Here is a 13764-nt window from a genome sequence, read left to right as displayed (position 1 = left end):
ATGCAGCATAATGCTTGACTTTTGCGTGGGTGAGTGCTTACTCACTATCCCATGAGCTCACTGCGAATGACGAGCGACCTGAGGCGTCAATTGATCCTCGGCGCCGCAAAGCGCTGCTTTGCCCGACACGGCTATACCGGCACCACGACCAAGAGCGTGGCGGCCGCCGCTGCCATTTCCGAAGCCCTGCTGTTCAAGCATTTCCCCTCCAAGGCGGCGCTCTACGCTGAAATCCTCAGCGACGAATGCGAAGCCGATCCGGCGCTGACGGATCTTCTGGAACGGGAGCCGTCCACCGCCACCATGGTCGAGCTGATCCGCGGCATGGTCCAGCACTTCCTCCGCATCGCCGATGGTCCGGACCTGGAAGAGGCACAGCGCCTGCGACTGATGGCCACGAGCCATTTGGATGATGGCGAATTCGCCCGTTTGCTATATGCCAAGATCGAGAAGCTGATCGGGGTGGTCTTCGTCGCCTCGCTCGAGCGTGCGGTTGCCGCAGGGGACGCGCGGCCCTGCACTGGCGATCCACTCAACCTGTTCTGGTTTGCGCATCATTCGTTGATGACGGCGGCCCTGACCAGGCTGCCGGCTACGCCCTGTCTCGCTTACGGCAAGGCGAACGATCTGGAGCGTCAGCTCTGTGAGTTTCTCCTGAGAGGTATCGGACTTAACGACGCCGCAATTGCTTCACATCTGGGCCGCGATCAGGCGCCGGGTGTCGGCAAGACGGCGATTGCAGAAAGTGCATGACATGAACATCGTAACCGAACACAAGATTTCGGGCGAACCGATCGACAAGGCTCCCAAGCGTCCGGTCCGGCCGGTGCTCTGGTTCGTCATCGTCGGCACGCTGCTCGGCGCGCTCGTCGGCGGCCTCGTCTGGTTCAATTACTTCCGCGGCCAGATGATCAAGCAGTTCTTCGCCAACAACAAGCCGCCGCCGACCACGGTCAGTGCGGCCGAGGCGAAGTCCGAGGTGGTGCCTAACCTGCTGACCGCGGTCGGCGGGCTTGCCGCCGTGCACCAGGTCGATGTCAGCGCCGACGTCAACGGCCGCGTCACCGAGATCAAGTTCGAGCCGGGTTCGCATGTCGAGGCCGGCACGCCGCTGGTGCAGCTGTTCGACGCGCCCGATCAGGGCGATCTCGCCAATTACAAGGCCCAGGCGACCGTCGCGCAGCTCTCGCTCGATCGTGCCAAGCAACTGGCGTCGCGCCAGTTCGGCCCGCAGGCGACCGTCGATTCGGCGCAGGCCGCGTACGACCAGGCGCTGGCCGGCATCGCCAAGACCGAAGCGCTGATCTCACAGAAGCTGGTGCGCGCGCCGTTCTCCGGCGATCTCGGCGTCCGCAAGGTCGAGGTCGGCCAATATCTGACGGCCGGTACGGCGATCGTGTCGCTGACCGATCTGTCGGAGCTCTGGGCCAACTTCACGGTGACGGAAAAGGACTCGGGCAACCTCAAGGTCGGTCAGGCGGTCCGTCTGAAGGTCGACGCGTATCCGGGCCGCACCTTCGACGCCAAGATCACCACGATCGAGCCGCAGATCTCGACTGACACCCGCAACATCCGCGTGCAGGCGACCGTCTCCAATCCGGAGAAGATCCTGAAGCCCGGCATGTTCGTGACCACCACGGTGGTGTTGCCGGACAAGCCGGCGGTGATCACCGTGCCGGAGACGGCGGTCGACTACACGCTCTACGGCGACTCCGTGTTCGTGATCACCGAGAAGAAGGAAGAGGACGGCAAGACCAGCCTCTCCGCGGTGCGCACGTTCGTGCAGACCGGCAACCGGGTCGAGGGCCGCGTCGAAATCATCAAAGGCGTGAAGCCGGGCGACAAGGTCGTCGCCGTCGGCCAGCTCAAGCTGCAATCGGGCGCGGCGGTGTCGATTTCGACCGACCCGGCCCCGCAGATCCCGGCGCAGCCGCCCCGCTACTGACACCGCAAACGTCACAGCATGATCCGGCACGGCCGGATCATGTTCGTGCAAGTCAACGAAATCGAGATCGCCGCGATGCGCTTTACTGATATTTTCATCAAACGCCCGGTCCTGTCGGTCGTTGTCAGCCTGCTGATCCTGCTGATCGGCCTGCGCGCGGCGATGGTGCTGCCGATCCGGCAATATCCGAAACTGTCGAACACGGTCATCAACATCACGACCGTCTATCCCGGCGCATCCGCGGACCTGATCCAGGGCTTCATCACCACGCCGATCGAGCAGGCGGTCGCTTCTGCCGAAGGCGTCGATTACATGACCTCGTCGTCGGTGCTCGGCACCTCGACGATCCAGGTCTACATCAAGCTGAACTTCGATCCGAACCAGGCGCTCACCGAGGTGCTGGCCAAGACGAACTCGGTCAAATATCTGATCCCGAAGGAATCCAACGACCCGATCGTCACCAAGACGACGGGCCAGACCACGGCGGTGATGTATCTCGGCTTCTCCTCCGAGGAGCTGTCGGGCTCGGCAATCTCGGACTACCTGACGCGCGTGGTGCAGCCGGTGCTCTCGACCGTCGACGGCGTGGCCTCTGCCGACATCCTTGGCGCCCAGAACTTCGCGATGCGGCTGTGGCTCGATCCCGTGAAGATGGCCGGCCGCAATATCTCGCCGGCTGACGTCGCATCGGCGATCGCCGCCAACAACTTCCAGTCCGCGGCGGGCCAGACCAAGGGCTATCTGATCGTCTCGAACGTCTCGACGAATACGGGCCTGACCGACGTCAACCAGTTCAGGAAGATGATCGTCAAGGCCAAGGACGGCGGCTTCGTGCGGATGGAGGACATCGCCACCGTCGAGCTTGCAGCCCAAAGCACGGACGCGAGCGTCGCCTTCAACGGCGAGCACGCGATCTTCATCGGCGTGCAGGCGACCCCGCAGGGCAACCCGCTGACGCTGGTCAAGGGCGTGCGCGCGCTGTTCCCCGAGCTCGAGCGCAACCTGCCGCCGTCGATGAAGATGAAGGTGGCCTACGATTCCACCAAGTTCATCCAGTCCTCCATCGACGAGGTCGAGAAGACGCTCGGCGAAGCCGTGATCATCGTGATCGTGGTCATCTTCCTGTTCCTGGCGTCATTCCGCTCCGTCATCATTCCTGTCGTCACCATCCCGCTATCGATGATCGGCGTCTGCACGCTGATGCTGGCGCTGGGATTCAGCTTCAACCTGCTGACGCTGCTGGCGATGGTGCTGGCGATCGGCCTCGTCGTCGACGACGCCATCGTCGTGGTGGAGAACATCCACCGCCATCTGGAGGAAGGGAAGACGCCGGTTCAAGCCTCGCTGGAGGGCGCGCGCGAAATCGTGGGTCCCGTCATCTCGATGACCATCACGCTCGCGGCCGTGTACGCGCCGATCGGCTTCCTCGGCGGCCTCACCGGCTCGCTGTTTCGCGAATTCGCCTTCACGCTGGCGGGCTCGGTGATCGTGTCGGGCGTGATCGCGCTGACGCTGTCGCCGATGATGTGCTCGGTGCTGCTGAAGAACACCGAAGAGGGCCGGTTTGCCAAATTGGTGAACAGGGTGTTCGGCGCGCTGACGCGCTGGTATGGCCGCAGGCTCGACCGCTCGCTCGACTACAAGGCCATTACCGGTCTGTTCGCAGTGACGATCCTCGGGCTGGTCGGCTTCCTCTACATGCACACGTCGAAGGAACTGGCGCCGGAGGAAGACCAGGGCATCGTGTTTGCGGTGACCAAGGCGCCGAAATACGCCAACATCGACTATGTCGATTTCTACGGCGAGAAGCTCGACGAGAAATTCCAGAAATTCCCGGAGACCGATCTGCGCTTCGTGCTGAACGGCATCAACGGTCCGCAGGGCGGCATCGCCGGCATGCTGCTGAAGCCGTGGGAGGAGCGCAAGCGCTCGTCGATCCAGTTGAAGCCCCTGGTGCAGGCCGAGCTCTCCAAGATCGAGGGCGTGCAGGCTTTCGCCTTCAACCTGCCGCCGTTGCCCGGCGGACCCGGCGGCCTACCGGTGCAGATGGTGATCAACTCCACCGCCGGATTCCAGACCGTCTATGAGCAGATGGAGAAGCTGAAGGACGCCGCGCGCAAGAGCGGCATGTTCATCGTCTCCGACAGCGACCTTGCCTATAACCAGCCGAATGTGCAGGTCACGATCGACCGCACCAAGGCCCAGGATCTCGGCGTCAACATGCAGAACCTCGGCAGCACGCTCGCGGTGCTGCTTGGCGGCAATTACGTCAACCGCTTCAATCTCGAGGGCCGCTCCTACCAGGTGATTCCGCAGGTGCCTCGGGGCAAACGGCTCTCGCCGGAATCGCTCGGCGGCTACTATGTGACGACCAACACCGGCCAGCAGCTTCCGCTGTCGACCGTGGTCTCGATCAGGACCAAGACCGATCCGAATTCGCTGACCCACTACAACCAGCTCAATTCGGCGACGTTCTCGGCCGTGCCGATGCCCGGCGTGACCGTCGGTGCTGCGGTCGACTTCCTCGAAAGCGAGGCCAAGAAGCTGCCGCAGGGTTTCAGCCACGACTATCTCGCGGACTCCAGGCAGTATGTGCAGGAAGGCAACCAGCTCGCGATCACCTTCGGCTTCGCGCTGATCATCATCTTCCTGGTGCTGGCAGCCCAGTTCGAGAGCTTGCGTGACCCGCTGGTGATCATGATCTCGGTGCCGATGGCGATCGTCGGCGCGCTGATCCCGCTGTTCTTCGGCGTCGCGACCATGAACATCTACACCCAGGTCGGTCTGCTCACTCTGGTCGGCCTGATCACCAAGCACGGCATCCTGATGGTGGAGTTCGCCAACGAGCTCCAGATCAACGAGCGGCTCGACCGCCGCTCGGCCATCGAGATGTCGGCCCGCATCCGCCTGCGGCCGATCCTGATGACCACGGCCGCGATGGTGACGGGCCTGATCCCGCTCCTGACCGCGACCGGCGCGGGTGCGGCCAGCCGCTTCTCGATCGGTCTGGTCGTTGTCGCCGGCATGTCGATCGGCACGCTGTTCACGCTGTTCGTGCTGCCCGCCGTCTATGTGGTGCTGGCGACCGACCATCGCGCGGCCGCCGATTCCGAGCGGAACAAGCAGGTCAACGAGCTCGACCTCGGTTCCAAGGCGCTGCGGCCGACCTGAGGCCGGAAGCAAGCGAATCGGAGGGCGGCAGCGGTCAATCCGCTGCCGCCCTTTTTCGTTGTACCCGCCGGTGCTGATGCGGTGGCCACCGCGGCTGTTGGGCGGGCCCTTGGCCGCGCTCGCGAGAGACAAGGTCTCGTCTTCTTGCTAGGTTCCGCTGGATGAGCCTCTCTCTCCATCCCGACACCCCGCAAGCCAGGACGTCGCCGAGCGCGGCGCCGGATGCAGCAGTGGCCGGCGAAGCGACGGGGCGAGGGATCAGGATCCGGCTGTTCACCAAATACGTCGCACTGTTCGTGGTCGTCGTCGCCGTCGCGCTGCTTGCCAACGGGCTGTTCGAAGTCTTCTTCTACTATCGTGAGCACAAGGCCTCGCTGATCCGCGTCCAGCATGAGCAGGCCGAGGCGGCGGCCGCCAAGATCGGCCAGTTCGTCAAGGAGATCGAGAGCCAGCTCGGCTGGACCACGCAGCTGCCGTGGTCGGCGGACTCGATCGAGCAACGCCGGTTCGACGCGCTGCGGCTGCTGCGCCAGGTGCCCGGGATCACCGAGCTCGCCCAGGTGGATTCGAACGGCAAGGAGCGGTTGCGGGTCTCGCGGCTGGCGACGAACGCGATCGACAGCGGGATCGACCTGTCGACCGACCCGAAGTTTACCGAGGCGGTCGCGCACAAGGTCTATTACGGACCGGTCTATTTCCGCAGGGACTCCGAACCCTACATGACGCTGGCGCTGGCCGGCGCGCGCAAGGATGCCGTCGTCAGCATCGCGGAGGTCAATCTGAAGCTGATCTGGGACGTCGTCTCCCAGATCAAAGTTGGCGAGCACGGAGACGCCTATGTGGTCGGGCCGGAGGGGCGCCTGATCGCGCATCCCGATATCAGCCTGGTCCTGCGCAACACCGACATGTCCGGGCTCGCGCAGGTCCGCGCCGCGCAGGCCGGAGGCGGTACCATGTCCGATCCGCTTCCCGAAGCGCGCAACATCCAGGGGCAGAAGGTGCTGACCGCATCGGCCCCGATCGAGCCGCTGCACTGGACCATGTTCGTCGAGCTGCCGGTCGAGGAGGCCTATGCCGCGCTCTATGCCTCGCTGCAGCGGCTTGCGATCGTGCTTCTCGCGGCGTCGATCTTCGCGGTGCTTGCGGGAATATTCCTGGCGCGCCGCATGGTGGGACCGATCCAGGCGCTGCGCAGCGGCGCCGAGCGGATCGGGGGCGGCGATTTCTCCCAGCGCATTGCGATCCGGACCGGCGACGAGCTCGAAGGGCTCGCCGACCAGTTCAACGACATGGGCGCGCGCTTGCAGGAATCCTATGCCGACCTCGAAAACAAGGTCGAGCAGCGGACTGCTGAATTGAGCGAGTCGCTGGAGCAACAGACAGCCACTTCGGAGGTTTTACAGGTGATTAGTTCGTCTCCGGGCGAACTCGCGCCGATGTTCCACAAGATGCTCGAGAATGCCACGCGAGTCTGTGGCGCGAATTTCGGGGTCATGAATCTGTGGGATGGCGAAACCTTTACTATGGCGGCTGATTACAATGTGCCGCCGGCGTTCGCCGCTTCGCGAAGAGACGTGGCGATCCGCCCTCATCCGGAGACTGCGCTCGCCGCCGTTGTCAGGACCCGCCAAGTTGTTCACGTTCACGATGTGCAAGACACGCCTGCTTATGTTGCGGGAGGTTCAAGCATTCGCGCAATCTCCGACCTTGCTGGCGCCCGCACGATCATTGTCGTGCCGATGCTGAGAGAAGGCGAGCTGATCGGCACGATCGCAGTCTATCGCAAGGAGGTCCGGCCCTTCACCGACAAGCAGATTGCCCTGGTCGAGAACTTCACCAAACAAGCCGTCATCGCCATCGAGAACGCGCGGCTGCTCAAGGAGCTTCGCCGACGCACGGATGATCTGACCGAGTCGTTGCAGCAGCAGACGGCGACCGCCGATGTGCTGAAAGTCATCAGCCGTTCGGCGTTCGACCTGCAAACCGTGCTGAACACCCTTGTCGGCTCGGCGGCACGCTTGTGTGATGCGGACGAAGGCACGATCTTTCGGCCTAGCGATGGCGTCTTCTATTTGGCGGCAAGCTGCGGGCTTGACGCGGAGCAAGAAAACAAGCTTCGGACATTCGCTTCCGTACCCGAACGGGGAAGTGTGGTCGGGCGTACGCTGCTCGACGCCAAGACGGTTCATGTCCCGGATGTGCAAGCCGACCCGGAATATGCACCCTCGTCCGCTCGAAGGCGTTCAAACGTGCGTACGATGCTTGGCGTGCCTCTGCTTCGAGAGGGGACGCCAATCGGCGTGTTTGTCCTGACGCGGCATATGGTGCGGCCCTTTAGCGACAAGCAAATCGAACTCGCCACCACATTTGCAGATCAGGCCCTCATCGCGATCGAGAATGTCCGATTGTTCGAGGAGGTCCAGGAACGCACCAGAGAGCTGTCGCGGTCCCTCGATGATCTGCGCGCCGCCCAAGACCGCCTGATCCAGACCGAGAAGCTCGCCTCCCTCGGCCAGCTCACGGCGGGGATCGCGCACGAGATCAAGAATCCACTCAACTTCGTCAACAATTTCTCCGCGGTCTCGACCGAGCTGATCGACGAGCTCAACGAGACCCTTCAATCGGCCTCGCTCGACGACAAGACCAAGGCGGAAGTCGACGAGCTGACCGGCATGCTCAGGGGCAATCTCGAGAAGGTGGTGCAGCACGGCAAGCGCGCCGATTCCATCGTCAGGAACATGCTGGTGCATTCGCGCCAGGGTTCCGGCGAGCATCGCCCCGTCGATATCAATGCGGTCATGGAGGAGAGCCTCAATCTCGCTTATCACGGCGCGCGCGCCGAAAGGCCTGCCTTCAACGTCACGCTCCAGCGCGCGTTCGACCCCGCCGCCGGCCTGGTCGACATCTATCCGCAGGAGGTTACGCGCGTCTTTCTCAACCTGATCTCGAACGGTTTCTATGCTGCGGCCAAGCGCAAGGAGAGCGCAGCGGAAGGTTTTGAGCCGATCCTGAGCGCCGCAACCAGGAACCTCGGCGACAAGGTCGAGATCCGGATCCGCGACAACGGCACCGGGATTCCGCCCGAGGTGAAGGAGAAACTGTTCAATCCGTTCTTCACGACCAAGCCGGCCGGTGAGGGCACCGGGCTCGGCCTGTCCATGAGCCATGACATCGTCGTGAAGCAGCATGGCGGCACGATCGAGGTGAAGACCGAGCCCGGTGTATTCACCGAATTCATCATCACGCTGCCGCGCACGATGGCAGCGGGCGACACTGCCGGAGGCAAGACTTGAACGTTTATATCCTGGTCGTCGATGACGAGCCCGACGTCGAACCGCTGTTCAGGCAGCACTTCCGGCGCGACCTGCGCGCCGGCCGCTTCCAGATGGAGTTTGCCCCCTCTGCGGCCGATGCGCTGAGGCGTGCGGCCGAGGTTCGCGATCCTTCGCTGATCCTGATTCTGTCGGACATCAACATGCCCGGCATGAGCGGGCTCGACCTGCTGCCGAAGGTGCGCGCCGACTATCCGCACGTTCCGGTCATCATGATCACCGCCTATGGCGACGCCGAGACACGCAGAAAGGCGATCGAGCGAGGCGCCCACGGGCTCCTGACCAAGCCGATCGACTTTGCACTGCTGCGCCAGGAGATCGACACGAGGCTCGAGCAAGCCGCATGACTGCGACCATCCTCTTCGTCGACGACGAGCCGGACCTCGAGGCGCTGATCCTGCAAAAGTTCCGCAGGCAGATTCGCGACGGGCTGCTCACCCTCATGTTCGCCCGCGACGGCCTCGAGGCGTTGGAGGCGCTGGAGCAGAATCCRCATGTCGACATGGTGGTCTCCGACATCAACATGCCGCGGATGGACGGGCTGTCGCTGCTGGCAAAGCTCCAGGAGGCCGAGGACAAGAAGTCGACCATCATCGTCTCCGCCTATGGCGACATGAGCAACATCCGCATCGCCATGAACCGCGGCGCGTTCGACTTCTTGACCAAGCCGATCGACTTCGCCGATCTGGAGGCCACGATCCAGAAGACCATCGGCCACGTGGAAATGCTGCGGGAGGTACGGCGGCGCCAGATCGAGGCCGAGCGCGCCCATGCCTCGCTGTCGCGTTTCTTCTCGCCGGAGATCGCAAGGCGCCTGGCTGCGGATGTCGAAGGCGGCATGGAGGTGCAGTGGCGCGATGTCGCCACCCTCTTCACCGACATCACCGGCTTCACGTCGCTGGTCGAGAGCGCGGCCCCGCAGACGCTCGGCGAGCTCCTCAACGAATATGTCGGCGGCATGACCGAGATCGTCTTCGCACATGAAGGGACCGTCGCCAAAATCATTGGCGATGCGATTCAGGTGCTGTTCAACGCCCCCGGCGACCAGCCGGACTATGCGACGCGCGCGGTCGCCTGTGCCCATGATCTGGACGCCTGGGCAGAGGACTTCTCCGCGCGCTGGAGGGCGAGAGGTGTGAACTTCGGGGCGACCCGGATCGGTGCCCATGCCGGCCCGGCGCTGGTCGGCAATTTCGGCGGCAACCGTTTCTTCGACTACACCGCCTATGGCGACTCCATCAATATCGCGGCGCGGCTGGAAGCCGCCAACAAGCATCTCGGCACCCGCATCTGCGTCAGCTCCGGCGTCGCCGAGGCGGCCGAGAATTTTCAGGGCCGTCCCGTGGGCGAGCTGATGCTGCGCGGGCGCAGCGAGCCGCTGCGCGCGTTCGAACCGCTGCCGCGGGCCAAATTCGAAGCGCCGGTGACGGCGCTCTATTCCGAGGCTTTTGCCAAGATGGAGGCCGGCGACGCCGCCGCCATGCCGGCCTTTGCCGCGCTGGTCGGCATGCATGCCGACGATCCGCTGGCCGGTTTTCACCTGAAGCGCCTGCTCAACGGCGCCAAGGGCATTCGCATGCAACTGGAATAGGAGCCCGTCATGACGCGTGAATTCTCCGCCGGCAATTACCGTTTCATTCCGTCCGTGTTCCAGTATTCGGCCGGCGCCGCCGCGGACGAGGGCTATGAGATCGAGCGCGTCCGCTTCGATCGCCTGGTGCCGCTGGCCGAGGGCTTTGCGCTGGCGGCGAAGTTCATCCAGGAGGCAGGCCGTCCGCTGACCGCGTTCTGCGCCTGCGAGCTGCGCTCGCCGGCGGCCTTCAGCGAGGAAGGCTTTCGTGCGTTCAACCTGCACTATGTGAAGACGCTGTCCGAATGGGGCATCTTCGACGGCACCACCAATCCAGTGGCGCGCAGCAATGTCTGTCCCGAGATCGATCCGCCGTCAGCGCCATCGTTCTATGCGTTCTCCTTCACGCGCCCGACGCGGTCGAAGGCGCCGAGCTTCGTGATCGCCGGCGGTGCCGAAGCGCGCGAGGGCAGCGGGACTTATGTCGAGCGCACGGTGCGCTATCGCGACCTCAGCCCGGAGGGGCTGCGCGAGAAGGTGCGGTTCACCACCACCTCGCAGATGGAAAACCGGCTGGCGGCCTTCGGCTTCGGCTGGAAGGACACCACCGGCGTGCAGGCCTATTCCGTGCACGACTTCCACCATGCGCTGGTCGACGAGCTGGTCCGCCGCGGCGCATTGCGCTCCGGCCTGACCTGGCACTATGCCCGCCCGCCGGTGGTCGACCTCGAGTTCGAGATGGACTGCCGCCGCGTGATGCGCGAGGTGGTGATCTAGCGCTGGCGCGGGTCGAGCGCGTCGCGCAGGCCGTCGCCGAGCAGGTTCAGCGACAGCACCACGAGGAAGATCGCGAGCCCCGGCCAGATCGCCATCCACGGCGCCTGGGTCAGGAAGCGTTGCGCCGCGTTGAGCATGCTGCCCCAGGACGGTGCGGGCGGCTGCTGGCCGAGCCCAAGGAATGAGAGCGCGGCCTCGGCGATGATGGCGGCGGCGATCGACAGCGTCGCCTGCACCAGCAGCGCCGGCAGGATGTTGGGCAGGATGTGCGAGAACGCGATCCGCCAGCCGGGATTGCCGAGGGCGCGTGCCGCCTCGACATAATCCTCGGCCTTGACGCTCAGCACCTGGCCGCGGGTCAGGCGGATGAAGATCGGGGTCGCCGAGATGCCGATCGCGATCATGGCATTGCCGAGGCTCGGACCCAGAAACGCGGCCAGCGCGATCGCCAGGATCAGGAACGGGCAGGCCAGCATTGCATCGGTGATCCGGCTGATCAGCGCATCGACAAATCCGCCGCGATAGCCGGCGAGCAGGCCGAGCGGCACGCCGACGCCGAGCGCGATTGCGACCGAGATCAGGCCCGCGAGCAGGGAGGCGCGCGCGCCGTAGACGATGCGGCTGAGGATGTCGCGGCCGAGCTCGTCGGTGCCGAACCAGTGCGCCGCGGTCGGCGGCTTGCGCACCAGGCTCCAGCTCGTCGCGATGGGATCGTAGGGGACGATGAGAGGAGCAAGCGCCGCAAGCAGGATGAACGCCGTGATCACGACGAGTCCGAACACGGCGGCCTTGCGCTTGAACAACCGCCGCCGTGCGCGGCGCGCCGGGCTGTCAAGTTCGGACGCGTGCGCGGTGGAGGGGGCGGCGCGCAATGCGGCATCGGTCATGGCGCTAGCCCCGCAGCCGCGGATTGACGAGGATATAGGCGACGTCGGCAACGAGGTTCAGCGTGATGTAGACCGTGGCCGTCACCAGCACCACGCCCTGCACCACCGCATAGTCGCGGTTGAAGACGGCGTCCACGATCAGCTTGCCGAAGCCGGGAATGGAGAAGATCTGCTCCGTCAGCACCGCGCCCGACAACAACGTGCCGAGCTCGAGCGCGCCGAGAGTGATGATCGGCGTCAGCGCATTGCGCATCGCGTGCTTGAGGATGACGGAGCGCTCCGACAATCCCTTCGCGCGCGCCGTGCGGACATAGTCGCTCTCCAGCACCTGGAGCATGGCGCTGCGGGTATGCCGCATCAGGATCGCGGAAATCGCGTTGCCGAGCACGAAGGCGGGCATGATGGTGGCGGCCAGGCTCGCGCGCCAGTTCTCGGTGAGCGGCACGTAGCCCGAGGCCGGCAGCCAGCCGAGCTCGATCGAGAACAGGAAGATCAAGAGGATCCCGAGCCAGAAATTCGGCGTCGAGATGCCCCACAGCGCAAACAAATTCGCGCCATAGTCCCAGGCCGTGCCCTTCTTCACCGCGGAGACGATGMCGGCGGGAATGCCGATGAAAAACGCGATCAGGATCGCCATCGAGCCGAGCTGGAGCGTCACCGGCAGTTTCTGTGCGATCAGCTCGCGCACCGGCATCTTGTTGCGCAAGGACTCGCCGAAATTGCCGGACAGGACTCCCTTGAGCCAGTAGACATATTGCACGGGGATCGGCCGATCGAGCTTGTATTGCTGCCGGATCTGCTCGATAGCGGCGGGATCGCGTTCCTCGCCGGCCATCACCAGCGCCGGATCGCCGGGGAGCAATTGCTGGAGCGAAAAGATCAGCACCGACACGAAGAACAGTGTCGGCACGATCTGCGCGATGCGGTGGGCGAGGAACTTCAGCATGGCCCCACCTGTGTCCCGGGTGATGCCGCGATCACTTGAACTTCAGCCCGACCACGCGCACCAGGCCATCAGGCATCTGCTTGTAGCCCTGGAGCTTGGTGGTGTGAGCGATCAGGAGCTTACGGTGGTAGATGTAGATGATGGGCAGATCGTCCAGCACGATCTTGGTCAGCTTCTCATAGATCGCCTTGCGCTCGGCGACGTTGGAGGTCATCCGCCCATCTTCCRGGAGCTTGTCGGCCTCGGGGTTCGAATAGACACCGTCGTTCTGCGGCGCCTTGCTGCGCATGAAAATGTAGGAATTGCCGTCCGGGTCGATGCGTCCGCTCCAGTTGATCTGGAAGATCTGGAACTCGCCCGCCTGGGCCTGTTTGAAGGTGGTGGCGAATTCGACTGCGCGGATCTTGATGTCGAAGCCGGCTTCGGCGGCCATCGACTGGACGACCTGCGCCACGGCTTCGTTTTCCGCGCCCTTGGGGATCATGTAGTCCACGGTCACCGGCACGGTGACGCCGGCTTCCTTCAACAGCGCCTTCGCCTTGGCGATGTCGCGTCCACGCACCGGGAATGCCTTCTGATAATAGGGATGCGTCGGGCTGACCCATTGGTTGCCGGGGCTGAATTCGCCGTTGAACACGACCTGGTTGATGGCCTCGCGATCGATCGACAGATCCAGCGCCTGGCGGACCTTTGCCGACTGGCTCAGCGGCCCCTTGGCCTTGTCGTTGCCGATGTTGACGGTGAGGCCGTAATAGCCGAGCTCCGGCGCCGTCGACAACACGAGGCGGGAATCGGCACGGACGTCCTTGATGTCGGTAGCGAGCACGCGCTCGATCAGATCGAGGCCGCCGGACTTGAGGTTCGCAAGGCGCACCGTGGCATCGACGATCGGCAGGAACACGACGCGATCGATATGGATGTTGTCCTTATTCCAGTAGTCGGCGAACTTCTCGAACACCATGCGATCCTGCTGCACGCGCTCGACGAACTTGTAGGGACCTGCGCAGACCGGATGCAGGCCGAACTTGTCACCGGCCTCCTTCGCCGCCTTGGGCGAGACCATCATGCCGGAGCGGTCGGTGAGCTGGGCGATCAGGGGCGAGTACGGCGTCTTCAGCACCAGCTTGATGGTGAGG

At 64.1% G+C, this 13764-nt stretch carries 10 protein-coding genes; 7 read left to right on the top strand and 3 right to left on the bottom strand.

The features are described 5' to 3' along the window. Window positions 1-51: 51 nt before the first annotated feature. The 7 genes from AC1D00_RS06940 (at window position 52) to cnbZ (ending at window position 10795) form a co-directional block, all read left to right on the top strand. Window positions 52-753: a TetR/AcrR family transcriptional regulator gene (locus AC1D00_RS06940; protein WP_477010151.1), complete on the top strand. Its 702-nt coding sequence runs from the start codon at window positions 52-54 to the stop codon at window positions 751-753. Window position 754: 1 nt separating this feature from the next. After that, window positions 755-1945, top strand: a complete 1191-nt coding sequence (locus AC1D00_RS06935; protein ID WP_477010149.1) for an efflux RND transporter periplasmic adaptor subunit — start codon at window positions 755-757, stop codon at window positions 1943-1945. Window positions 1946-2020: 75 nt separating this feature from the next. After that, complete coding sequence (locus tag AC1D00_RS06930; protein ID WP_477010150.1) at window positions 2021-5116, top strand: MexW/MexI family multidrug efflux RND transporter permease subunit; 3096 nt, start codon at window positions 2021-2023, stop codon at window positions 5114-5116. A gap of 161 nt (window positions 5117-5277) precedes the next feature. Further along, the gene (locus tag AC1D00_RS06925; RefSeq protein WP_477010148.1) at window positions 5278-8409 is read left to right on the top strand and encodes a GAF domain-containing protein; all 3132 of its coding nucleotides are present in this window, start codon (window positions 5278-5280) and stop codon (window positions 8407-8409) included. Beyond that, window positions 8406-8795, top strand: coding sequence for a response regulator (locus AC1D00_RS06920; protein ID WP_018648152.1), 390 nt, complete (start codon window positions 8406-8408; stop codon window positions 8793-8795). Before AC1D00_RS06925 ends, AC1D00_RS06920 begins: the two co-directional genes overlap by 4 nt. Further along, window positions 8792-10039, top strand: a complete 1248-nt coding sequence (locus AC1D00_RS06915) for an adenylate/guanylate cyclase domain-containing protein (RefSeq protein ID WP_477010147.1) — start codon at window positions 8792-8794, stop codon at window positions 10037-10039. The genes AC1D00_RS06920 and AC1D00_RS06915 overlap by 4 nt, the downstream gene beginning before the upstream one ends. A 9-nt stretch (window positions 10040-10048) precedes the next feature. Beyond that, entirely contained in the window at window positions 10049-10795 is a 747-nt protein-coding gene (gene cnbZ, locus AC1D00_RS06910) for a 2-amino-5-chloromuconate deaminase CnbZ (RefSeq protein WP_477010146.1), read from the top strand. Here the strand turns inward: cnbZ and AC1D00_RS06905 are convergent. From AC1D00_RS06905 to AC1D00_RS06895, 3 genes are all read right to left on the bottom strand, one after another. After that, the gene (locus AC1D00_RS06905) at window positions 10792-11682 is read right to left on the bottom strand and encodes an ABC transporter permease (protein ID WP_477010145.1); all 891 of its coding nucleotides are present in this window, start codon (window positions 11680-11682) and stop codon (window positions 10792-10794) included. The genes cnbZ and AC1D00_RS06905 overlap by 4 nt on opposite strands. Before the next feature lie 4 nt (window positions 11683-11686). Further along, window positions 11687-12628 carry an ABC transporter permease gene (locus tag AC1D00_RS06900; protein WP_477010144.1) on the bottom strand — a complete coding sequence of 314 codons (942 nt, stop codon included), beginning with the start codon at window positions 12626-12628 and terminating at the stop codon, window positions 11687-11689. Between the two features lie 31 nt (window positions 12629-12659). After that, the coding region (locus AC1D00_RS06895; protein ID WP_477010143.1) for an ABC transporter substrate-binding protein at window positions 12660-13764 on the bottom strand (1105 nt) is incomplete at its 5' end.

The sequence above is a fragment of the Bradyrhizobium sp. P2_E8 genome, from assembly GCF_056403875.1.
The sequence above is the reverse complement of the archived record's forward strand: the minus strand, read 5'-3'. Positions and strand labels throughout refer to the sequence as shown.